This window comes from Kyrpidia tusciae DSM 2912 (genome assembly GCF_000092905.1).
GTDB lineage: Bacteria > Bacillota > Bacilli > Kyrpidiales > Kyrpidiaceae > Kyrpidia > Kyrpidia tusciae.
The window spans coordinates 2974841-2998016 of sequence record NC_014098.1; the positions used below are offsets into that span (position 1 = coordinate 2974841).

Annotated in this window: 26 protein-coding genes; 11 read left to right on the top strand and 15 right to left on the bottom strand. The window is 52.4% G+C overall.

The window, feature by feature from the left end; all coding sequences use genetic code 11:
* The first annotated feature begins 143 nt into the window (after positions 1-143).
* From hisD to BTUS_RS14500, 4 genes are all read left to right on the top strand, one after another.
* Positions 144-1433, top strand: coding sequence for a histidinol dehydrogenase (gene hisD / locus BTUS_RS14485; protein ID WP_013076812.1), 1290 nt, complete (start codon positions 144-146; stop codon positions 1431-1433).
* 36 nt (positions 1434-1469) lie between these two features.
* Positions 1470-2309, top strand: coding sequence for a substrate-binding periplasmic protein (locus BTUS_RS14490; protein WP_013076813.1), 840 nt, complete (start codon positions 1470-1472; stop codon positions 2307-2309).
* 98 nt (positions 2310-2407) lie between these two features.
* On the top strand, positions 2408-3106 hold the full coding sequence (locus BTUS_RS14495; RefSeq protein ID WP_013076814.1) for an amino acid ABC transporter permease: 699 nt from the start codon (positions 2408-2410) through the stop codon (positions 3104-3106).
* A gap of 4 nt (positions 3107-3110) precedes the next feature.
* Positions 3111-3839: an amino acid ABC transporter ATP-binding protein gene (locus BTUS_RS14500; RefSeq protein ID WP_041306255.1), complete on the top strand. Its 729-nt coding sequence runs from the start codon at positions 3111-3113 to the stop codon at positions 3837-3839.
* A 142-nt stretch (positions 3840-3981) separates the two neighbouring features.
* Here BTUS_RS14500 and BTUS_RS17085 read toward each other — a convergent pair whose 3' ends face one another.
* The 9 genes from BTUS_RS17085 to BTUS_RS14545 all read right to left on the bottom strand — a co-directional run bounded on the left by BTUS_RS17085 (position 3982) and on the right by BTUS_RS14545 (position 12069).
* Positions 3982-4707, bottom strand: a complete 726-nt coding sequence (locus BTUS_RS17085) for a GntR family transcriptional regulator (RefSeq protein ID WP_013076816.1) — start codon at positions 4705-4707, stop codon at positions 3982-3984.
* Positions 4704-5507 (bottom strand): 3-(cis-5,6-dihydroxycyclohexa-1,3-dien-1-yl)propanoate dehydrogenase, encoded by an 804-nt coding sequence (hcaB, locus tag BTUS_RS14510; RefSeq protein WP_013076817.1) that lies wholly within the window; start codon positions 5505-5507, stop codon positions 4704-4706. Before hcaB ends, BTUS_RS17085 begins: the two co-directional genes overlap by 4 nt.
* 51 nt (positions 5508-5558) lie before the next feature.
* Entirely contained in the window at positions 5559-6389 is an 831-nt protein-coding gene (locus tag BTUS_RS14515) for an alpha/beta fold hydrolase (protein WP_013076818.1), read from the bottom strand.
* A 156-nt stretch (positions 6390-6545) separates the two neighbouring features.
* Complete coding sequence (locus BTUS_RS14520) at positions 6546-6812, bottom strand: dihydrodiol dehydrogenase (RefSeq protein ID WP_407635234.1); 267 nt, start codon at positions 6810-6812, stop codon at positions 6546-6548.
* Between the two features lie 42 nt (positions 6813-6854).
* Positions 6855-7376, bottom strand: coding sequence for an aromatic-ring-hydroxylating dioxygenase subunit beta (locus BTUS_RS14525; protein ID WP_280990922.1), 522 nt, complete (start codon positions 7374-7376; stop codon positions 6855-6857).
* Between the two features lie 10 nt (positions 7377-7386).
* Positions 7387-8703 carry an aromatic ring-hydroxylating oxygenase subunit alpha gene (locus BTUS_RS14530; RefSeq protein ID WP_013076821.1) on the bottom strand — a complete coding sequence of 439 codons (1317 nt, stop codon included), beginning with the start codon at positions 8701-8703 and terminating at the stop codon, positions 7387-7389.
* 81 nt (positions 8704-8784) lie between these two features.
* Positions 8785-9699 carry a VOC family protein gene (locus BTUS_RS14535; RefSeq protein WP_013076822.1) on the bottom strand — a complete coding sequence of 305 codons (915 nt, stop codon included), beginning with the start codon at positions 9697-9699 and terminating at the stop codon, positions 8785-8787.
* A gap of 858 nt (positions 9700-10557) precedes the next feature.
* Positions 10558-11472 (bottom strand): aldo/keto reductase, encoded by a 915-nt coding sequence (locus tag BTUS_RS14540; RefSeq protein ID WP_013076824.1) that lies wholly within the window; start codon positions 11470-11472, stop codon positions 10558-10560.
* A gap of 171 nt (positions 11473-11643) precedes the next feature.
* Complete coding sequence (locus tag BTUS_RS14545; RefSeq protein WP_013076825.1) at positions 11644-12069, bottom strand: type II toxin-antitoxin system HicB family antitoxin; 426 nt, start codon at positions 12067-12069, stop codon at positions 11644-11646.
* Positions 12070-13128: 1059 nt separating this feature from the next.
* Here BTUS_RS14545 and BTUS_RS14555 point away from each other — a divergent pair.
* Together BTUS_RS14555 and BTUS_RS18090 are read left to right on the top strand one after the other, a co-directional pair.
* A complete protein-coding gene (locus BTUS_RS14555; protein ID WP_123809334.1) occupies positions 13129-13395 on the top strand; it encodes a hypothetical protein in 267 nt (88 codons plus the stop codon).
* A 15-nt stretch (positions 13396-13410) separates the two neighbouring features.
* Complete coding sequence (locus BTUS_RS18090; RefSeq protein WP_013076826.1) at positions 13411-14115, top strand: hypothetical protein; 705 nt, start codon at positions 13411-13413, stop codon at positions 14113-14115.
* Between the two features lie 227 nt (positions 14116-14342).
* On the opposite strand, the gene BTUS_RS14565 is transcribed toward BTUS_RS18090, so the two are convergent.
* Positions 14343-15041 (bottom strand): hypothetical protein, encoded by a 699-nt coding sequence (locus BTUS_RS14565; protein WP_123809335.1) that lies wholly within the window; start codon positions 15039-15041, stop codon positions 14343-14345.
* A 121-nt stretch (positions 15042-15162) separates the two neighbouring features.
* Here BTUS_RS14565 and BTUS_RS19345 point away from each other — a divergent pair, with 121 nt between their 5' ends.
* The gene (locus tag BTUS_RS19345) at positions 15163-15441 is read left to right on the top strand and encodes a hypothetical protein (protein WP_407635235.1); all 279 of its coding nucleotides are present in this window, start codon (positions 15163-15165) and stop codon (positions 15439-15441) included.
* Positions 15442-15518: 77 nt separating this feature from the next.
* Here BTUS_RS19345 and BTUS_RS14570 read toward each other — a convergent pair whose 3' ends face one another.
* The 5 genes from BTUS_RS14570 to BTUS_RS14585 form a co-directional block, all read right to left on the bottom strand.
* Positions 15519-15917, bottom strand: a complete 399-nt coding sequence (locus BTUS_RS14570; RefSeq protein WP_013076827.1) for a type II toxin-antitoxin system HicB family antitoxin — start codon at positions 15915-15917, stop codon at positions 15519-15521.
* On the bottom strand, positions 15904-16182 hold the full coding sequence (locus BTUS_RS19350; RefSeq protein WP_013076828.1) for a type II toxin-antitoxin system HicA family toxin: 279 nt from the start codon (positions 16180-16182) through the stop codon (positions 15904-15906). The genes BTUS_RS14570 and BTUS_RS19350 overlap by 14 nt, the downstream gene beginning before the upstream one ends.
* Before the next feature lie 131 nt (positions 16183-16313).
* On the bottom strand, positions 16314-16478 hold the full coding sequence (locus BTUS_RS18525; RefSeq protein ID WP_013076829.1) for a hypothetical protein: 165 nt from the start codon (positions 16476-16478) through the stop codon (positions 16314-16316).
* Between the two features lie 207 nt (positions 16479-16685).
* Positions 16686-17192, bottom strand: coding sequence for a beta-class carbonic anhydrase (locus tag BTUS_RS14580; protein WP_013076830.1), 507 nt, complete (start codon positions 17190-17192; stop codon positions 16686-16688).
* A gap of 287 nt (positions 17193-17479) precedes the next feature.
* Complete coding sequence (locus BTUS_RS14585; RefSeq protein ID WP_013076831.1) at positions 17480-17809, bottom strand: hypothetical protein; 330 nt, start codon at positions 17807-17809, stop codon at positions 17480-17482.
* Between the two features lie 144 nt (positions 17810-17953).
* Between BTUS_RS14585 and BTUS_RS14590 the strand changes: the two genes are divergently transcribed.
* The 4 genes from BTUS_RS14590 to BTUS_RS14605 all read left to right on the top strand — a co-directional run bounded on the left by BTUS_RS14590 (position 17954) and on the right by BTUS_RS14605 (position 22913).
* The gene (locus BTUS_RS14590; RefSeq protein ID WP_245543329.1) at positions 17954-19063 is read left to right on the top strand and encodes a copper amine oxidase N-terminal domain-containing protein; all 1110 of its coding nucleotides are present in this window, start codon (positions 17954-17956) and stop codon (positions 19061-19063) included.
* Positions 19064-19153: 90 nt separating this feature from the next.
* Entirely contained in the window at positions 19154-20146 is a 993-nt protein-coding gene (locus BTUS_RS14595) for an HD-GYP domain-containing protein (protein WP_013076833.1), read from the top strand.
* Between the two features lie 152 nt (positions 20147-20298).
* Positions 20299-21099, top strand: a complete 801-nt coding sequence (locus BTUS_RS14600) for an EAL domain-containing protein (RefSeq protein ID WP_013076834.1) — start codon at positions 20299-20301, stop codon at positions 21097-21099.
* A gap of 95 nt (positions 21100-21194) precedes the next feature.
* On the top strand, positions 21195-22913 hold the full coding sequence (locus BTUS_RS14605; RefSeq protein WP_013076835.1) for a methyl-accepting chemotaxis protein: 1719 nt from the start codon (positions 21195-21197) through the stop codon (positions 22911-22913).
* Positions 22914-23176 lie beyond the last annotated feature (263 nt).

Genomic DNA, 23176 nt, shown 5'->3' on the forward strand with positions numbered 1-23176 from the left:
AACGAGTCACTTTTGCACACCTCCGGATTCAACCTTGTTCGCCCGGCCTTGATGGAAGCACCATGTCAGGATAGATCCCTCCGTTGGCATGTACCTTGCAAGACAAATGGGGCGCACGCCACTTAGAACCGGAGGTATACACCATGATCGAATTCATCAAACGAGAATCCTCAACCTCGGGCCAGGAACGATCTTCCGTAACCGAAACTGTCGCAGAGATCTTGAGCCACGTGCGTGACCGTGGAGACGAAGCCCTTAGGTACTATGCCAAAAAGTTCGACGGAGTCGAAGTCAGCGATCTAAAAGTTTCCATCCACGAAATCGAACGGGCCGTTCACCAATTGCCGCTCACTCTCTGGGAAGACATCCAATATTCCATCGGGCGCATCCGCTCCTTTGCGGAAGCTCAAATGGAAAGTCTGGCGGAATTCGAGAAGGAAATGATCCCCGGCGTTCATCTCGGGCAACGGGTCATCCCGGTGGAAACGGTCGGCGCCTACGTGCCCGGCGGCCGCTATCCCCTCCTGTCGGCGGCCCAGATGTCCATTATCCCCGCCAAGGTGGCGGGCGTCAAAGAAGTCCGGGTGTGCACGCCTCCCACAAAGGACGGCGGCATCCATCCGGCAGTCCTGTGTGCAGCATACTTGTCGGGCGCCGACGAAATTTTTCGCGTCGGCGGAGCCCAAGCGATCGGCGCATTAGCTTACGGCACGGAGACGATCCGGCCCGTGTGTAAAATTTCCGGCCCCGGCAACCGGTACGTTACCGAAGCCAAACGGCAGGTCTACGGCGTGGTGGGCATTGATCTCTTGGCCGGCCCGAGCGAGGTTTTGGTGCTCGCCGACGAGACCGCCCGGCCCGAATACGTCGCAACCGACCTTCTGGCTCAAGCCGAGCACGACATGGATGCCAGGGCCATTCTTGTGACGACCAGCCGGCGCCTGGCTTCCGCCGTATTGCAAGAAATCGACCGGCAACTTCGTACTTTGGGTACCGCCGAGATCGCCGGGGCGTCGTGGTCGAGAAAAGGCCAGGTCATTGTGGCGGACACCCTGGATGAAGCGATTCAGATCACCAATGATCTTGCCCCGGAACACCTTCACGTGCAAATCGAGAATTCGCGGGATTACCTGGATCGCTTCACCAATTACGGCTCCCTGTTTCTCGGCGAAAAGTCTTCGGTGGTCTTCGCGGACAAGCTCAGTGGCACTAACCATATCCTGCCTACCTTGGGAGCCGCCAAATATACCGGTGGGGTTTGGGTCGGGACGTTTTTGAAAGTCGTCACCTACCAATGGATTGAAGACGAGGGCGTTGCCGCCCTGGCCCCCCCGTGCGTGCGTCAATCTCATCGGGAAGGATTGCTGGCTCACATGCGTTCGGCCAATATCCGCCTGACCGGTGAATTGGATTCGTATCAACCGGTGAGCTGACGATTGGGATCCATGACCACAAGGAGGGTGTAGACCATGAAAAAATTTTTCAAGACGGCTTTGTTCGTGGCATTGGCGGCCGCCATTCTGGCGGGATGCGGCAGCGGCGCAACCACCACCGGAAGCCAGGCGGAGGGCAACAAGGCGTCAACTCTGGAAGCCATCAAACAGAGGGGGACGTTGATCGTCGGATCGTCCAACGACGTTCCTTTCGCCTACATCGACAAAGACACCAAACAGCTCAAAGGCATCGATGCGGAGATCATCCAAGAGATCGCCAAGCGCCTGGGCATCCCAAAAGTCGAAATGAAAGAGATCAAGTTCGAGAATTTGTTGGTGGAACTGAACAACAAGAACATCGACATGGTGACCGACGGCATGTATATCAAACCTGAACGGGAGAAAATCGCCCAGTTCACCCATCCTTGGTACAAGGAAGGTGAGGGGCTGGTCGTCCGCAAGGATTCCACCATATCCGGCCTTGAAGACCTCAAGGACAAGGTGGTCGGGGGCCAAAAAGGGACGGCTTTCCTGGAATACATTCAAAAGATGCAGCAACAGGGCAAAGTGAAAGAAGTCAAGGTTTTCGGGTCCCAGGCTGAACTGCTGCTGGCCATCAACACCGACAAGATCGACGCGGGCATCACCGACAGCGCCACGGCGGCCTACACCATCCAACACGATCCGACTTTGAACGTCAAACTGGTCTCCCCGTATACCCCGGTCTTTCAGGGAACAGTGGCCGCGGCGGTGAGAAAAGAGGATACCGATCTGCTGGAAGCGGTCAACAAAGAATTGGACAACCTGAAGCGAGAGGGGTTTGTACTGAAAGTTTTGCAGAAATACGGCCTCGGTCAGGACAACATGGTCGAGTAGTCTTTGAGATTCTACATTTGTAGTCTGTCATGCATGCCGTCGGGGAAGGCCGGAGGCCGGCTCTTCCCTGACGACCCTTTCTTCGAGGTGACCACTGAGTGAAGAGTCTGGATTTCTACACGGCATTCGTCCAGTTGACTCCGTCCCTGCTGGAGGCCTTGTGGCTCATCATTGTCCTGTCCGTCTGCGCTTTTGCCCTCGCTTTTGGGGTCGGCATGTTGATCGCCCTGGGAAGGATTTTCGGAAAGCGCCCCATCCAGACGGTCTTGACCGCGTTTCTCGAACTCATTCGCGGCACGCCCCTGCTGGTCCAACTGCTGTATGTCTATTATGTGATCCCGGAGATTTTTACCCGGGTGATCGACCTCTGGATCCCGGATTACCACATGAACCTGAGTGCATTCGCCGCCAGTGTGATCGGGCTGGGCATCAATTACGGGTGCTATCTGTCGGAAGTGTTCCGGTCTTCTCTCTTGGCCATCGACAAGGGACAGATTGAGGCTTGTCTCGCCTTGGGCTACACCCACCGCCAAGCCATGTTCCACATCGTAATTCCCCAGTCCTTTCTCATTTCCCTGCCCCCCTTGGGAAACTATTTCAATGCCATGCTGAAGGACACGTCCCTGTGCGCCTTCATCACCCTGGGAGAAATCATTTTGAAAACCCAAGCTTACGCCTCACAAACCTTCTTAACTATCGAATCGTATACGATCGCAGCCGGCATTTACCTGATCGTGAGCATTCCCCTCGGGCAAGCCGTGCGGCTTTTAGAAAGGAGGCTCCGGAAGCATGTCTGACATCATGATCCAGGTTCGGGATCTGCACAAATCTTTCGGACAAACCCCCGTCCTTAACGGAGTCAGTTTCGACGTGCACCAACGCGAGAAAGTGGTCATCATCGGACCGTCCGGATCAGGCAAATCCACGTTGCTCCGTTGCATCAATTTTTTGGAAGTTCCTGATTCCGGAACGGTCACCATTGAAGGGACGACCTTGAGCCACCATTTCACCCAACGCCAAGTGGCCATCATTCGGGCTGAAGTCGGAATGGTTTTCCAGCGATTTCATCTTTTCCCCCACAAAACGGCGCTGCACAATGTGATGGCTCCGCTGATGACGGTGCAGAAAAAACCAAAAATAGAAGCCCAACAGATCGCCGAACATTATCTCGCGAAGGTCGGACTCGCAGACCGGCTTCATCATTATCCGAGTCAACTTTCGGGCGGGCAACAACAACGGGTCGCCATCGCCCTGGCGTTGGCCATACAGCCCAAGGCCATGCTGTTCGATGAGCCCACGTCGGCGCTCGACCCGGAACTGGTGGGAGAAGTCCTGAATGTGATCCGGGATCTCGCCGATGAAGGCATGACGATGATGATCGTGACCCACGAGATGAAATTCGCCCAGGAAGTGGCCGACCGGGTGATTTTTATGGACGGCGGAATGATCGTGGAAGAAGGGCCGCCAGAGCAGATTTTCTCGCGTCCTGCTCATCAACGGACAAAATCGTTTCTCTCCCGGGTGCACTGACCCGTTGAAACGGTCCGGCGGGGACCAGCCCCGGCACACCCCGGTCCAGCCCCCTCCGCCGGCCTCGGAGGTACTTTTCGCGGACACGAAGCACCGCTAGGGCGATTTTGTCGACTTTTTTCTGTCGACTTCCAATTTCGGTTTATTCATCTATCTCACGAAACAAAGCTGCCACCCGAAATGCGTGAGCTTCTACTGCTTTTCTGACCGCATCCGCCCGTCTGTTTTGGAGATGATCGAATATTTCCTTGTGCTCCTCATAGGATTTCTTCATGTTTTCAGGGCTGAATAATATGTCTTGAGACATCGCATAATCCACTAAGTCCCAATGCAGGTCGACCAACGCCTGAATGTAACGGAGACCGGAAGCAAGGTAAATGATGTTATGAAACTCGCGATTCACAAAAGCATAATGTTGTGCAGAAACGCGATTCGGCTCCATCGTTGTTAAAAGATCACCAAGAAGAGCAACGTCCTCATCGCTTATTCTCCTTGCAGCCCACGCCGCCAAAAGGCCTTCTAAAACTGCACGACTAAGTAGTTTTTCAAAAAGCTCCTGCGAAGTCGGAGTGTGAACATACACCCCGACTTGAGGGACAACTTGAATGAAGCCTTCTTGTTCTAAACGTGAGAGCGCTTCTTGAATCGGTGTGCGACTGACATCGAGTTCCCGCGACAAGTGTTGAATGTCAATCGGCTGTCCGGGCTTTAAATGACGTGACAAGATCAGTTTTTTGAGATGAACATAAACTTGATCTCGTTTCCGACCATAATAATTTTGGGGCCCGTTGTTTTTAAACGTTTTCTTTTCGAAGATCAATAACTGTGAGTCAGGGGTGTCACCAGAAACATCTTTCGGTTCATTCACAGCAAACCAGCTACCTTTCCAATTCCACGCGTCCCAAGCCCGCCATCGGAATTGATGACAACGCCAGTTACACCAGGAGACAATTCTTTCGCTGACAAATATACGTAAGTCCAAGCATGATCCTCTGGAATAAACACTTTTTGTAGCGGGTTCCCTCCTTGCATAAGTTCCTTTATGCCTGGTATGTTGCTCAGATTCATGTCTTGGTTCAAGGAACGTAATCCTCCTAAATTTGTGAGTGTACCACCGGGGGCGACACCGTTCACACGCACCTTCGGTGCCAATTCATATGCCATCTCGGCAACCAAACCACGCACCGCGAATTTCGAAGAAACATAGAGCGGTCCCCCGCCAGCTGGATAAAAGGCGGAGTTCGACAACGTATAAACAATGCTCCCCTCGTTTTTGATAAGCTCGTTTAACGCCGCTTTGGTGCTGTGAATAAAAGATTTCACATTAACGTTAAATATTTCGTTAAAAGCATCGTCAATCTTCTCTTCTGGAAAATCCTGTAATGCTACATTGAAATCCCAAACGCCAACACACGTAACTAGCACATCCAAACGCCTAAAGCGCGCGACGGTCTGTTCCACTGCACGTTTGTTGTCCAGGCAGGTGGTCGCGTCTCCCTGAACGGCAACAATGTCACCGGCCAGTTGATTCAAGGCCTCAAGTTTTTTCTCATCTCGTTCGAGAACCCCAACTTTCGCGCCTTCCTTTACAAAAGTCTCAACGACAGCGCGGCCAATACCCGATCCACCACCCGTGACCAGAGCAACCTTGCCTTCAAATATCTTCACGAAAAGTCTACCCCTTCCACGCTTTTTCGGTCGAGTTTTTTCCCGTTCTGATCACGAAAGCAAGAATCTGCTAATCTCAGCCCGCATGGCATCCCATCGTTCAATTTGTGCCCAGTGGCCACAACGGTCATAGATCACTAACTCTGCCTTGCACAAATTCTTTAGTAGGTAAAGGCTTCCTTCCAGCGGAACAACCCTGTCCTGCCTGCCATGAACAAGCAGCACCTCATGTGGAATAGAAGCTAATGCTGATGGTGAGAGAGGCGGCAAAGGAGGATTAAACATCGTTTCATAGCTGCGTTTGAGATCCTCCCTGATCGCCTCACGGTAGCGTTGCTCAACCATTCCTTCAAAATTGGGGAACAACGATGTATCGGTTGGATCGTAAACAAAACTCCTGATGATCTCCCGGTACCTCGGATGTCTTGGGTCTTGATAAAAGCTGAGCATTCTCATCAATTCGGGAGTCACGCCAAATTGTCCACCGGCCGATCCCATTAATACGGCCTTGCGAAAACGCCCTGGAGCATCGAGGAGCAGGTGGAGAGCCAGAGCCCCTCCCATGGAATTCCCGACCAGATTTGCATCTTTTATGTCCAGCGCCTCCATCAATGCCAACGTTTGTTCCACCCGGAGACCAATCCACGCCAGTCCACCCGCCGGCAAAGGCTCAGGAAGCGAAGTCTCTCCAAAACCCAAGAGATCGGGGGCGATCACATAAAAATGTTCACTTAGATCTTTCATGGTATTGCTCCAGTTTGCTTCTGCGTTGGCGCCCGGCCCCCCGCCATGAAGAAGGATCACGGCAGGAGATTTACGATCGCCAGCTACAAGTACTTTCGTCGTCCACTTTAAAGTCGAAATCCGTTTGATCTCGTACATTTGTTTAGTCCTCCGTCGTTTCGTTTATTGGGTGATCTTCCAACATCGGGTCAAACTGATCGCCCTATCCAATCGCTCCATCGACCAGATCATGATCAAACCCTTCGATCGGCTCCCAAAGACAGTCAAAGATGAAAGGAGGGTCTTTTTATCTCGTTAAAACGGACGTTTTCCCGGACCGTAAGGATGTTGAAGAAGTTTGGCAAATGTGTCGTGTGTTTGCCACGTCAAGCATTCCAGTTCCAATGGATCAAGGCGAATTTGGTAACCTAATTTCGGAGAGGTGATCTCCAACCGAAGACCATGTTTCGTATTAATCTTACGGATCCTCACCAACGCAAATTCATTGCCAATTTCGATGGGGTCTCCGGCTTCGTAGACCTCCTCCCTCCTCGACTCCACAGCGTCATTGACCGCGCGCATCTGCACGAGCCCACCCCCCTTTTCTATGTTAAAATTCATCGCCTAGAAAAAGATAGCGAGGTTACGAGTCGTGACGACCGAATGATCCAAGTAGATGATCCGAGAGGCTAACCGCCACCTTTCACTCACTCTCCTTAGAACATCGTGTCGTTCTGCACTCAAAATGTCAAAAGTCGGATCATCCCCACGCGAGCGGTACACAAGGACGTTGGACCTGACACGAACTTCCCCGGGATGATCGCCTGGAGCCACCCGTATATTGGTGACAAAGTGCCGCGTTCGCGAAGGAGGATCTTCGGCCCAGGCATATTCAGTCTCTAATCGTTCAAGACGCTTCTCTAGCGTATAACGGTCCTCAATAAAGTGGGACATCGCCGTCACCACACCCGGTCCATGTGCTCGTTCTCGGGTCACCCGCAACGGCATCGTGTAAGTGACGTCCTCTGTCGTCAAATCGAGCCATTCCCGAAGCCGGCCGTCATCCAACAATTCAGCTTCTTGAAAGAGAAACTCCTCGACCTCTCGCTGGATGCTTTCTTTTTCCAAAGCGTTCATATCGGTCACCTCGCTCTTTTTACTCTTTAATCATTTTCTCAAAATAAAGCTTCCACCAGTGACGCTGAGCATACTCCGTGTAGTCGATGGGATAGGCTGTACCAGGTCCTGGCCAGTCCGAAAGGGGTTGGAATTTCTTTAACCCCATCGAATAGTTCAGCGGTGTGCGTTTGGCCAACATGCCTTTGGACACTTTGGTGATGCTCGACCAGTTTTCAGCATCGTCTTGCTCCAGCGTTCCAGACGTTCCAAATGTCAAAACATAGCTTTTATAGCTGTCTTTTTTGAATTCTTCGGGGGCATCTTTTTCGACAAATAACCACGACCATATTTCCATGCGGTCAGGACCCAAAGGCCGCCAAACACGTACTGTCAAATAAGGAACCACACGTCCTTCGCGAGGAACACCGGGAGCATTTAGAAAGCTCAAATTGGGAAACAGCGTGCTATGGCTTTGCCATAACGCTCGATCCATGATCGCATGGTGGGATGCCGTAAGGTTTTGCCGCATCGACTGATAAAGAGATTCCGGATACATCGCTTGGTAAGGCAGGTTGGGTACATACCCCCCTCCCCATGGGCCGGCGATCACTTGTGGAGCGTCCTTGTGAAAGTTTGCGTCTGGCACGCCAAGGATCCCAACCTCTACTGTGCTTCGATGGGTAAAGGCGGTATGATAAGCATCCCCAACGAAATTGTCGGCTCCAAGTTTCCAGTTGGAAGGAAAAATCCACCGCTGAGGCCCGCCAACAACCTCCATACCTACCAAGGACTTTTTGAAATAGAAATCCAAGTAGAACTTCGCATCGCCTAACCATTGGTCAAGAGGAGGAGCTTCGGGATCAAGATTCGCAAAGATAAGGCCGTAAATGCTTGCAACACGGGGAGCCGGCACCAATGGCCATTCGTTCTTGTTCAACCCCTCTTCTCCATAGACTTCTCTTTGAAATGGAACACCGATCAATTCACCCGTATTTTTGTAGGTCCACCCGTGGTAGGGGCAACGAAAAAAGGTGGCATTGCCACACTCGGAGCGGCATAACTCCATGCCTCGGTGCCGACACATATTGTACAGGACATGGACCTCTCCGTTTTCGGCGCGACCAACAATGAAAGAGTCATCGGCAATGTAGCGGACCACATAATCCCCGGCATGAGGAATCTCAGAATCGTGTGCCAGGAAAACCCAAGAACGCCCGAAAATCTTTTCTTTTTCGAGCTCATAAACCATATGATCGCTAAAGAGGGCAGGCAAGAGCTGCGCATACGCAGTAAAACGCTCGTTAGCTTGAAGAAGAAAAGACTTTGCCTCCGTCAAAGCTTCTTCTTTAATCACTCGATCCAACCTCCTTACATCACATTCATTTTTATTTTCGTGTTAAATTCTAGAATAAACGAAGAAAGGATGTAGAAGCAGTCATTCGCTGGTCACAATAGACGTTCCAGCGACGGGTTTGTGTCCCCAACTACTCAACTGTGAATAACTTTTGACCTCCCAGTTCGCGTCGTCGATGACGATTCCGCCCCACCCGTACTCGATCTCGAATCCTGACGGCGTCTGGACATAGAACGAGAACATCCGATCGTTGGGGTGATGCCCGAGCCCCATGGTGATGCGATAACCGGATTTCAAACAACGTTCGTAGGCCAAACCCACGTCGTTCATGTCCTGAACCTGCAGCATAAAGTGATGGATACGCTTAGGAATCGGCATCTGCGCCGTGGCGAGAGAGTGGTGACGTCCAGTAACCGTGTGGAAAAAGGTGGCGTCTACGATGACCCCGGGCTGAACTTCTTCTCGAATATAGTCGGAGAAGCGTAAACGTAGCATACGATGATAGAAGTCGACACTCTGCTCGTAATCCCGTGCTATGACAAGAATATGCCCTGCCCCGAGGCGCCCAGTAACAAAGCCAGGTCCAATCAGTTTCTTCGATCGGAAGGGGTTCCTGGTCGGGGCAATCGCGGGGCCGTAAACAAATTCATGCTTGAATCCGTTCGGGTCGTCACAGGTATAGATTTTCTCCACTCTGCGGCGCTGAGCAAGTTCCTTACCCCCCTCTACGACCTGAATACCAAGAGCGGTCGTCTCTCGAACGAACTCCTCTAATTCTGCGTCACCATTGAACTCCCACCCGGCCGCAATAAGGTCATCTTCGGAGTTTTTCTCCAGGATGATGCGCTGTTCATATTCATCCATTCGAAAGGCCAGAGTTTGATCTTCTTCGCGCCGACCCACCTGCAAGCCCAAAATTTCGACACCAAAGTCCTCCCACTTAGGTAGGTCGCTCACACCAAAAACCACATAACTTAGGCACGTGATGTTTGCCATTGACAAAACCTCCTTGTCCAGTGGCAGTAAAAGGTTTCTTTCGTTGGATTCCGGCAGGCTTGGATTCGACTTCATAAACGAAGAGAGTGCTTGATCGGGAACACAATACTACACCATGGCATTAAGACGATCGTCAGCTTGAATTAAGAAAAGATTTTGCGGACGCCAGAGCTTCTTCTCTTAATGATCCCTGCCACCTCCTTGCTTCGGTATTGTTGGTATTTTCGTGTTTAATTCTAGAATGATCTTTTATAACTGTCAAGATGAAAATTTCAGTGTGCACAGCATCTGGTTTGTTCTCAATGAATAATGATGAAGATAACCTTGTTCGTCTGAAATCAAGGACCACTGACACTGGGCTTCAGCCCACTGTATCCCCGTCCCGTCCTCCGGCAAGTCAATGAATGGATTGTTGCAGAAAAAGACAAAACAGATAACTCGAAAGATTCAGACTTGTACAATCACGGTGGAGCCGGATCGGCTCAGCCGGATGACCATGCGAAGGTCCAGACAAATCCAGAGACACCCTCGAACCATGGCAAACTGTTGCTCGATGTCGGATGGCTTTTCCGGCCAGGCCCCCTTGCCGTATTCGCCGATCTGTGCTTCGTTCAGCAGACCCTACGTAAATAGTTGCTCAGGACTTTCACGATCGCAACTTTTAATGGATGAGATAGATAGCTGCAATAAGGACCTGGAGAACAGCTATGATAGTCATAGTGATGGCCGCTAATGTACTTGAATTAATCAGCAAAACCTCCTATCTACAAAGCCAACAAGCTGTTCCGTGCCATTTGGTCTTTATCAAAATTGCACGCACGTAAAGACGCACGAAGGTCGCAGGAGCCATTTCACGCCTCAGCGGTGCAGGGTGTATACATTGGCCTTTGAGATGGACCGGATCAGCTCGACTTCGTCTCGAGTTAAATCCGGTACTCGCCCGGCTCCGGTGTTGGTCAGAAGCTGTTCCGTGCTGCTTGCTCCCGGGATGACTGCTGCGACGGCCGGGTAAGCCAACGGGTAGCGCAACGCGATTTGTGAGAGGCTCCGGTCCTCGCCGGCCAGCGCAGCCAGGCGCCTGACCAGTTCGACGATTTCCACCGGTGAATAGTCGAGGTAGCCGTCGGCCGGCTCAGGGGCGGTCAAGGTGCGCTCGGACAAAAGCCCCTGGGCGAGAGGACCACGAGCGATCATGGAAATGCCGTGTTCCTGAAGGAGGGACAAGACCGTCTCCTCCGGCCGCCGGTCCAGCACGCTGTACTGCATCATCACGCTCACGATGTTCGACCGCTTGACGTATTCGCGGATGACGTTCGGGCGGATGGAAGAGAGGCCGTAGTAGCGGATGACGCCTTCCTGTTTGAGTTCTTCGAAAGCCTCAATGGTCTCGTCGATCGGATCGTCGATGGTCCCGCCGTGGAGTTGGTACAAATCGATATAGTCTGTCCGCAGCCGCCGCAGGCTGCCCTTCACCGCCTCCTTGATATAGGCTTTCGAAGGATCCCAGGACCAGCCGTCCTTGCCGGGCTCCCAGCGGTTGCCGACTTTGGTGGCGAGGATGACGTCATGGCGTTTGCCTGTCAACGCCTTGCAGACCCACTCTTCGTTTCTCCCCTGTTGGTACAGGTCCGCCGTATCTAAGAAGTTGACGCCGCGGTCAAGGGCGGCGTGAATCATGCGAATGCTCTCCTGCTCGTCGCGGCTCAACGACATACAACCCAGTCCAATCTCGCTGACGTAGAGATCGCTGCGACCCAACCGGTTCTTCTTCACCCGCGAATACCTCCTTGTAAAACGCTTCACAGATATTGTAGCAGAGCAGAGGATGCGTGCGCCCTTGTAGAAAAACCGCGGGTTGCCCCCACCGATGCGAAGCACTGTGAATGATCTTTCCTCTGTTTACACGACTCACCGCCCAGCGATTCACTGGTCATTGGATATCCATCACGAGGAGTGCTTATCGGTGATGCCCAGTTGCTGTTTGCTGGCATACTGTAAGAGTTGAGAAAAGTTCAAACCCGCCGCCTCCCCGGCATCACGCAGCCATTTTGGCAGCGTGCAGTTTTTTGTGACCGTTTTGTTTGCGTCCTCGTTCCGGTATGGAGGCATGAAGATCTCGACAAAAACAATGCGATCTTTGCTGTTCTGCAATTCGATCTCGTCCGGGTCCGACGGCGTGGGGATGTCTTTTCCTTCTTCTTCCACGTTCAAAATGATGTCCACGAGCATTTCTTTAGCTCGTCTGATGCCGTCAGTGATATCAGAGGCAAGGATGGCTGTACCGGGAAAATCGGGGAAATACATGCCGATGCCGCCATCTTCAGCTTTTTCAACAACAAGAGGGTAGATATAATGAAGTGGATAAGGCACGGCGCTGCCCTCTCCTTTCGAAGATTGAGACCACCGAATTGTGGCCTGCTTTTCCGCTCTCGCCTTCCTCCCCCGGACCCCTATTGTAACACGCATAAATCACGCGCACAGATAGTGATATGCGTATTTTTTATACGTGTTATAAGCTCCCGTTTTGCTTGAATAAAGGCGCACGCATTTCGCCGTACCGTTGATCGAAGAAAAGGTTACATGCTGATCACCGACAGTGCATGGCGGCAGGGGAGATTTCACGACGTGCGATGCAATTTTATCAAGGAGAAGAACTTCGTGACAAAGGTCATCGACAATCACTCCAAGAACGGCGAATACTTTTGGTGTGAAGATCGTTCGGAGACCGAAGAATTCGGCGCCCAGCCCTGTTGTTGGTGTTTGTAGAGGCGACGAAAAATCTCAGTTCTCCTAAGCCCTGTAGAAATGTTGCAACACTTCCATGCTCTGTTTCAACCAAGCTGCTGCGTCGCTCCCGAGCCAACATCCCTCCATGACCCTTTAGTCCCACGTCCGCCCCAGACCGCCACCGTCTGTTCCCAGAGGATGGGCGGACGAATCTCCGGAAGCTGATATCACCACACATGTCAATCCTGCGCAATCACTCAGTTAGAATCTTACCGAAAGGGGGTTGGCTCACTCATGAAGAAATCTTACCTTAGGGATCGCGGTGCGGATGTCCATGTAAAGTCGACGTGAGTACTTGAGCACCATGCGTATGCGCTATCTGCGGGCACGCAGTCGGTCGGAAAAATCACTCTTGAGCAAGCTGGAAGAGGCCCTGGGATATGCGCGAAAGCATGCGATCGCCGTCATGAATGCCAAACCACGACGGGCTCGGCAGCCAGCGCGCCGAACCCGCTCTTTGCGGTATCAAGCTGGTATGCCGGTGGAGGGCCCTGGCCGGCAGGAGTGCACAGATAACTGGCCTGCGGCATAAAAATTCATTTGAAACATGCGTTCCGCACATGTTACAATGATGAAGCCAGAGGAAACGAAGTCACCGGCTGTGTGAACCCAATGATGGATGACCGTAAGGTGTGGTGCACCTTGCGTACCGATGAAACACCCTTCTTGATGATAAAAGTGGAAGGACAGAGTATCGGGGAAGAGCGAATCCCTATTTCCCACCTTGTTCATCTCCTGGAGCACTTTCAAAAAGTCCTCCTCCGCACAGGACAGGTGCTCATGGGTGAAAGTGAAAGCACACGCAAGGGACGTAAATCCAGCAAACTACGCGAGGAACTCGATCTTGAGCTTGTCCTGCTGACCCACGGCAGCCCGACAACGGTCCTGGGTTTCGAACGCCGTGGGTAAGTGTCCTTTCCAGAGATGGACGAAGGGCTTCGGATCGTCGAAACGGCCGTTCGTGGACTCAAAGAGGTTCAGAACCAAAACAGCAACCTGCCGAGCGGGTCTGATCGGAGCGTGTTACTCGCATGGCGAGATCTGGGTGGGATCTTTTATAAAGGATGCACGCGTATCACCTTTACGGTCAATCATCGTCCAATGCGACTGAACACCGAGTACACCCCGGAAGGATTTGAGCAAGTCCAGAGGCGTATTATTGGTCCCGAAACCAATCTTCGTATCATTGAGGGACGACTCTTGATGGCGGACTTCAGGGAACACGGATTGCGATGCCGAATCCACCCGCCGGTGGATGATGCGGTGATCTGTGTGTTCACGGAGGATCAAAAAGAGCAGGCGTTGGAAAACATCCTCCATTATGTGCGAATTGTCGGTGAAGCAGAGGAAGATCCCGCTTCCGGCAAAATTTCCGCCATTACCATTCACGACATTCAATCCCTGGCGAAAGACCAGGAGGAAGACGCCGGATTCTATGACATTCAAGCGCACTCCCATGATTTTTGGCATTCTCCGTCACTCGAAGACCTAGCCGAGCAACAAGGAGTAAAACCGGTTACAGATCTTTCGGCCCTCATCGGTACATGGCCGGGTGATGTGGATGACGATTTTGAGAAACTCATTGAGGCGCTTCGGCATCGCAACAGGGCTGGGGAACGAGAACAGTGACCGCAGCCAAACTGATGTTGGACACTAATATCGTCTTTGTAAACATCCCAGAATTAGAGTTGATCAGTGAAAAACAGCAAGTCTGATTCTTTCCGATATATTTTGTCAAGGGGGTTGCCGATCGGGCCCGGCTCTACCGACACCGCCCGATCCGCAGCCGAACTCTGGTTCCTTTTTTCCGGAGAAGCTTTCCCATTCCACCAGACAGGCGGGCGGGTCGTCACTGTTCACCCGCCGTCCCTGGGACGAACCGGCTTGACGCCGCCCTTGCGTCCCAAGCCGTAGCCGATACGGTACACATCCGGGATATTGACCCGCCCGTCGCTCATCCGGAAAAAGATGCCCAATTGCTCCAGATCCTCCCGAACTCCACGTGCCCCTTCGTCAAGGTGTGGCGGTGAAAGCTCTTCCCCATTAGCGCCGAAGCGTCGGCGGAGTTCGTCGAGCGAGTCTGCCTTCTCCCAGCGCTGAATCACTTCGTGAAAATCACACGGCACCACAAGACCCCGGAGCGGCCCCATGAGGACATCCACCCAGGGGTAATCTTCTTTCAACTCCCTCACGCGAATCTGTGAAGCTTTGCGGACACCGCGCTTGATGCTTTCATAATATAAAGCGGTTTCATGTTTCGAGGGCTGGTTTTGGCTATGCTTCACCGCCTCACGAAGGGCCGCCAGAAACGATCGCGGACTGACGCGCTGGTTGGCATCCGAAAGGTGGTTGGGAATCCAGGTGTACGGGTAACCGCGCCGGTGATCTCGTCCCATCCAGGGACCTGTAATAGCATGGAAGACCTCCCGCTGCAGGGTCTCCTCGTGGATCACCTCGGGAACCACCCGCCAGATCGTTCGATCTCCCAGGACAACGCGCTGCCACCTAAGCCCCAATGCGACAGACGCTTTCCGAAACTGTCCCGCCTCATCCACCGCGGCATTACCGAGATATTGCCAGAACAGCCCATAGAGATCGTACGGGGGCCAGGAAAACTAGATTTTTGAAGCCAGCACTTTTGATCCGTCCGCAAAATTCGCCACTCGACTTCTCGTCATCGAGAGCAAATCTGTGCCACACCATGTATACATCGACAAGGCCGGCAACTGGTACAGGGAAGGACATGGAAATGGGAACAAAAGCCGCCGGGGGATGTCAAATACCATCGAACAGAACAATCGATACATTGCCGTTTTGAAAGACCTTTTTGATTCTATCCAGTCCCTATCCAGTCCCTCCATGTGCCCCCGCTCGCCAACGTCATCGCCTTTCCCCACCCCGAGGTGGTCATCAAGGAGATTCATCTATTGTATTGTAAGGACAAAAACTGGATGAGCACGTTGGAGAGCCAAGCAGCAGACGGCACTCTGAAAGCTGATATCACGATTGCCGCCCGGACTTCTATAGAAGGATCATAACCCTCTCATTCTTCTCGGTTTGTCACCCGGTAAATACGAAAAGTCCGCTCCCTTGGCCAAATAGTAAATGATCAACTGATTCAAGCTGACATGTTCTTCCCTGGCCCTTTCAACCAACACACGGTGGAGCGATTTGGGCATACGGACCCTCAATTGCCCAGAGTAATCGTCCAAAACAGGCTCCGGAATATTCCGCCCCAATGCCAAGGCCGTTTCAATCCAAGCCCTTTTGGCATCTTCCAGATTTGCGACGGCCGACTCAGGAGTCTCTCCGTCCGCCATACAACCGGGGAGAAGTGGGATCTCGGCCAACCATCCGCCTCCCTCCCCATCTTCCAAGGGACGGAGGCGGACCTCGTACCGAAGTTGAAGGTAATATTCAAGATCTTTCATCGCTTTTCTCCTCTGCTTTTCCTCCCGACAGCAGGTCTATCAGTTCGAGGGCCCGTTTGACATACACTGCTTTAACCGGTTTCGCGTAGGGTATCGTGAGGATATCCGGCAATCTGTCGTGACAGTATGTCACGTGACTCGAACCGCTGCTGGGCTGTCTTCGTTGAAAGCCGTATTGACGCAACAAACGATCCAAATCCTCAAACCGAACATCCTTGGGATTTTGAACTATACGCTTATAAAGTTTGCCCAACTGAGTCAACATTAAGCCTCCTCAATAAAACTCCTAAAGAATACACACAATATATACGCATGATTATGGTACCACATACGGAACCATGCGTCAATCCTGATCCGGTTTTCACATCCCGCTGATTGGACTGATTTTGTACGGAGTCAAAAGTGCACGCAATATCTCCGCATTTTCCTCCGGAGAACAGACTGGGCACGAGCTGGCAGCCAAACGTCCATGCCGCCGATGGAGTGTTTTAGAATCCCACTTTGCTCGCCTTCGGCCCGGGCGAGCAACAGAATCGCCTGATTCGGATCGTAGGCGTGCACTCCAAGGACCTCATGCAGTTCCTGAATGGAGCACAAAACTTGCCCGGCAGAAAAGACAAAAAAAGCGGCCCGAGGAAAACCCCGGTGCCCTTTCCTTACTCATCCACCCCGTTCGGGTACGGGATCGGCAGACTCAACCATCCAGGCACGCGCCTCTCCCTGAACAGCCGGTTCGCAACTGTCTGGCCGGCCGGCAGAAGCAGTCATTTACGAAACAGGAATAACTTCGCCAGTGTGCACATCGTAGACAGCTCCATAGACCAGAACATCGCTCGGAATAAGAGGGGAATTGCGGAGTGTCTCGACGTCGTCTCGGACGCTTTGTTCCAAATCGGTAAACGGCAAAAAGTCTATATTTGAAGCCGCTTTGGCCGAATCCGGACCCAGACGCCGGGAGATTTTATCGTAAAGGTCCTCATTCCTAAATGTCAGCATCCCGCAATCCGTATGATGAAGCACCAGGATTTCTTGTGTACCCAGCAACTGTTCGGAAATGACAAGCGATCGGATGGCATCCTCCGTCACGCGTCCCCCTGCATTCCGAATCACATGAATATCCCCGAGGTCCGCACCGAGAGCCCGCAGGGGGTCAATTCTGGCATCCATGCACGTGAGCACCGCAACTTTTCTGGCCGGCGGAATGGGAAGCTGGCCTTGGGAGAATTGTGATGCGTATGTGCGGTTTGCTTCAAATAGCTTCTTCACCTCAGACATTGAAGACTCCTCCTCAATTTAATGCATAGTAAACCTACTTGTTTTATAAAAACTATGGCATATGGTTATGCTTTTGTCAATACCATGGACTTCCGCCTGTCCCAAAAGAACGGACCCCGAGAGAGGTGGCCGGGAGAAAACGGCGATTCTTCCGGGCCTCTCATAAAGATTGCGCTCACTTTGGCCGCATTCGCTCGCCACGGCACTACTTGTCGCGCCCGTCCCTTCGTCCTGAACGGACAGCGGGAGGAAAAAGAGGGAGGGCCGCTGCCCTCCCCAAGAACCGCTCAGATTTTGCTGTTGAAGTACTCCTGGGTCACGTGCAACTGCTTCTTCGGGATGGTCTTCCACAAATGGCCCTTGATCTCCCCTGTTCCCTTCGACACCTTCGTCCGCTTGATTGTCCCATCGGGCATAAATTTTCGGTAGTAGTAGTGGTCCGTGTCCTTGTACAGCTCCCATCCGTCGTTTTCGCAGCACCGCTTGAGGTCCTTCCAGCTGGGCATCCAGCAGGCCCACCACGCCCTCCAGGTCTTCCTGGATAAGGACGCGTTCAGGACATAGGGCGCATGGTGTTTCCGGTTTTCATCATCATTCCCCTCCAGCCCCCATTCCACCCTCCTGCCTTAGGGCCCCTTTACACGGAGCAGGAATCCAACACCGGACCGACGAAAGATTAATGGAAACTAACCCAACGAGGCCAAGATCAGAAGGGAGGACGGAAAATGGACACAGGTCAATGGAAACGAGTCGCGGCAGTTTTGTCCTTTGCTGTGTTGTTCACAACTCCGGTCGCTTCTGCCGCAGGGTACGGAAAGGCAAATTTCGAACGCCATGGTTCGCAAACGATTATGCCGCTCCAACAGGGAAGCGGATCCGGTGTTGGCCAGTCTAGCGGATTGTCAGCGCTCTCTTCGGGGTCCGATGATGCAACTGCGGATGTCAACAAAACCTTCAGCAGTTCCCAAACGATGAACTCTAAAGAACAGAAAGATAATCCCGACAACGAGGAGCAGGACTCCAACGATGAAGGCAACGCGGGAGACGGCGAGCATCGTGATGGAAAACACCATGATGGTGAGCATCATGGCGATTTTAACAACAGAACCTCATCCGATACCCTCACCATCTCGGTTCCAGACTCGAACGGGACATCTCAGCCACCCGGGATCCAGCGGGCCATCCAAATCATTAAGGCCAATCTTCAGAAGCACGAAGGAAAACCAGGCAAATCGTCAGAAGCCCAGCAGGACGTACTCGCCAACCTGGAAAACTGGGCAAAACAGCAGGGGGCGAAGACCGACGAGGAAGCCGACCGCGAGGTGGAGAACACCCTGGAGCAGGCGGTCGCTTCCGGTCAAGCCGATGAACAGGTCCTCAAAACCCTCGCCGCGGTGAAGAAGAAGTTACAGGATATTCAGGGAGCAGCCCAGGCTTTGGAACAGGCGTTGAAGCACAATCCCGCTGATACCACCGTCTTGCCGCAACTTCGAGAGATGTATAACGCCCTTGGCAAGACAGGGACCCAAGTCTTTGTGGACGGTTTGCAACCCAGTTTTGACGTCCCTCCCGTCGTGCAGGACGGGCGCACCCTTGTGCCGATCCGGCAAATCGCTGACACCCTCGGGGCAACGGTGAACTGGAATCAGGGTACGGTGACCATCCGGCGTGAAAAACAGACCGTCACCTTGCGAATCGGCGACCCGTCGGCTTCGGTGAACGGACAGAGCGTCACCCTTGACGTACCGCCGGAGCTGTCCGGGGGGCGGACCTTGGTGCCGTTGCGTTTTGTCGGTGAGGCTTTCGGAATGGCAGTAGATTATCAGGCCGGGATCGTGTCAGTCCACCCGCCTAGCGGACAGAACGGATAAGCAAGTGATTCCAGGGACCGTATCATGACGGAATCGCTCGCTCGCGGTTTACCCTCTCGTGATTTTTAACCTTAGTAAGGAGGCGCAGTGGTGAGACTGGTTAAGATATCTGATTACAATCATCACAACATGCAATTGGCAAAGCCTGTTTACGACAGAAAAGGACGGATCCTGCTAGGAGCCGGCAATACCATTCATCCAAAGTATTTGGAAAAACTGAAGGAAATGGGAATCTCCCATTTCCTTGTTGAAGATGCCGAATCCAATGGAATCACGCTTGAAGAGATGCTGGATATGCCTACATGGATGGATGCCATACTTGGACTGCAGAACGTCTACAACCAGGTCGCGGCAAAAAAGCCGCTTCCGCTGGTTGCGGTCCAAAAAACCATCGGTCAGTTAATTTCGGAGGTCAAACGGCGCAAAACCGTTTTACTGGTACCATCCACATCGATAGCCAGTGAACTTCGTCCTTATGCCCATGCTGTAAATGTTGCCCTGCTTTCACTGCAGGTTGGTAAAGCGATGAACTATAACGATTTGCAATTGCGTGATCTGGCGCTTGGGGCTTATCTGCATGATATCGGTAAAGCCATCACACCGGAGAAAACGAAACACCCGGAAGCGGGGTTCAATATTCTGCGCAACATCCATGATTTGAGTTTAAGGTCCGCGCATGTTTCATTTCAACACCATGAAACGTTGGATGGACAGGGATATCCCCGCGGACTGAAAGGAACTGCCATTCATGAATATGCTCAAATCTGCGGAGCGGCTAACATGTATGAGAATCTCATATCTCTTCGAGAAACTCCTCCGCATGAAGCGTTGGAAGCGCTAATGGCCTTATCCGGGACAAAATATCTGGAATCAGTCGTCAAAGCGTTCGTCGATAGGATCCCATCCTATCCTCCAGGTACAATGGTTCAACTGAACAATGGTGAACCGGGAATCGTCATCCGGATTGATACCCACATGCAGCGTCCGGTCGTGCGAATCCTTGCATCCGGGCAGGAGATCTCTCTGACAGACAACCCTTCTATCATGATTACAGAATTGGCGCGGGATAGCCTACGGCTCTAGAAAGACAAGGTGGCATAAGACCGCGATATGGCAGAACGGCTACATTTGGGTTTCGGCGTGGGGACACAAAAACGGATCAGAGAACTCCCGAGAGAGATATTTCTCGGTTATAGAAAGGGGAAGGGTGATGATTTACACAGACGTTTCGACCGGTGGAAATAAATTCCTCCCCTCTCGGGGGGTACAATTATCCTCTAGATAAAAAAATTACCAACCCCTTTGCGTTTAGTGCGTTTTTTAACCAATACAAACTCCACTCAGAATTTCAACCCGTTGTTTACCTCTCGACGGGAGAGATCTACGGTGTTGAAGCTTTAACATGTCCATCTCTCAACGGCAAACCACTTGATCCGCAGCAGTGGTTTCGTTCAGCGTGGGAGCGGGGACTATCGGCGGACGCCGATTTGAAAGCTCTAGAAACCGCTCTTTCCACTCTCCACAATGCCCCCTCAAAGATCAAGATAAGCAACATTTTCGTGAATGTAATGGCGTCAAGTTTGAATGATTCGCGTTTTATAACCGAACTGTGCAATCAGCTACATAAACATAGGATAAAATCCGACGAACTTATTATTGAGATTGTAGAATATGTCGAGTTTAACCCGGGTGAAATAAAGGAAATGGTCAAGCAGTTGCGCTCCCTTGGAATACGTGTTGCAATTGACGACTGTAAAACCTTGGATAAGACGAGGAAGACTTTGATTGAGCTTGAACCGGACTTTGTAAAGATGGATAAATCGATCATTGGCCATATTCATGATTCATATTTCAAGCAGACTACCCTTGTTCGTGTGGTTGAATTCATACAAGGGTGCGGAAAGGTCATTGCCGAAGGGGTTGAACGGGCAGAAGAACGCGAAGTCATCCATAAGTGCGGGGTAGAAATGGGGCAGGGGTATCTCTGGGCTCCTCCTCTGAGCATAGAAGAATTGGCACCGATGCTTCAAGTTTAGGCTTCGGTTTGATACCTGCCGCGCGGCGACGAGAGTTCCAGCGTGTGGTTTGTTTCATAACACCATGCCCGATGCCATCACAGGAGGTATAAACGATGTTCTTATCCAGTTTCCGAACAAAACTTGCGATTATCCTTATTTTGTGCATGATCATTCCAACCACCACGTCGGGATTCATCGCATATGTTACCGCCCAGAGGGCCCTCTCAAACGAAGGGATGAACGAACTTGAACAAGCCACCGTTGGGGCGGTCAACTTGGCGGCCTCCTTGCAAAAATTCGTGGATGCCGGGGTCATGACCAAAGAGCAGGCTCAGGAACAACTCCGAACATTGCTGTTGGGACCGAAACAACCGGATGGCAGCAGAGATTTGAGCCAAGCCCGCGTCCGGGTAGCGAACACCGGGTATGTAACGGCTGTTGACTCCCAGGGCAACGCGGTGATGCACCCGAAGGTGGAGGGGACCAACATCCGGGATGCCCAGGGAGGGCTGGGCAAACGGATGGCCGAAATGAAGAACGGAGAACTCGAGTATCTGTGGAAAAATCCGGGGGAATCCCAGGCTTATCCGAAGATCGCATATCTGCAATACTTTGCCCCTTGGGATTGGATTTTTATGACCACAGCCTACAAAGACGAGTTTCAGGCCGCCGCAAATAACATCAAGCGCGTGATCGGCCTCATCGTCGGTGTCGATCTTGTCGCGGCGCTGTTGCTGGCATGGATCTTAAGCAGAAGTTGGACGACACCAATACAAGGGGCCAGCGATGCCGTCGGGCGGCTCGGTCGCGGTGATCTAACGGTACGGCTCAATTTTGAGAAAAGAAAAGACGAGTTTGGACAGTTGGCCAGACACTTCAATCAGGCTGTGAATGGCCTTACGGAATTGATCCAAGAAGTTCGCGGCAATGCGAATCTGGTTGCATCGGCTTCCCAACAGCTCACGGCGAGTGCTGAAGAAACCGGCAAATCCGCCGAACAAATCGCCTCGGCGGCCCAGACCGTGGCGGAAGAAGCGCAAAAACAGTTCATGGAGACCGAAAACCTCGTACGTGTCGCAGAACAAGTATCCGAGGACATTAAAAACGCCGAAGAAGCCGTTAATCAGGTATTCTCCCTGGCCACGGAAGCCGCCGCCTACGCCGAGGACGGAGGTGGAACGGTGGATGAAGCAGTTCGCAGCATAGCCCAGGTGGAGGGAAAAATGAATTATCTTACCGAGGCCATGGACCAACTCAACAACCGTTTGCAGGAAATCGTCCGCATCGTCGAAATCATTGAAGGGATTTCCAAACAGACTAACCTGCTGGCGCTCAATGCTGCCGTGGAAGCGGCCAGGGCCGGGGAGCAGGGCCGGGGATTCGCCGTAGTGGCTGAATCGGTCCGAAAATTGGCCGAGGAATCGGCAGCATCGGCGAAAGAAATCGGCCAGCTCACCGAGGCGATCCGTCAAGATACGAATGGCCTGGCCGTTGCTGTCGAGGGGGCTGTCCTGGAGGTGAAGCATGGTGTCGAGACCGTGGAAGCGGCGGGGCGGACCTTTTCAGGGATCGCCGACAACGCTCGGCAAGCTGCTCGGCACATGGAGAAGGCTGGCGAACAGGTCAAGCAGGTTGTCGGTGCAGTCAGTCGCATTGTTCAAGAGATCGACGATATTCGTTCCTTTGCCCGGCAGACGGCCAGCGGAACCCAAACGGTGTCTGCGGCAACGGAAGAACAATTGGCTGTGGCCGAGCAAGTCTCGGCATCCGCCATCTCGTTGTCTGACACAGCTTCCGCCCTGCAAAACTTGACATTGCGGTTTGAAGTATAGAGCCGAATCCGAAAACATGTCTACGGGAGGCCGCTTTTGGGGCCTCCTATTTTTACTCTAGGCGTTCAGCGGAGAATGCCAACTGTTCGTGGCGTTGACCATCTCTTGACTCCCCTCGTATGTGGCTCCGCAATGGTCTGTCAACTTCCCTTGTAACCCACGGCTTACGAACCGGGGCCAGCCTCGTTCACTATTACTTACTGAAAGGGGGTTGGCTCACTCATGAATCACAGGTCCTGAACGAGCTGCAATTTGGCCGCATT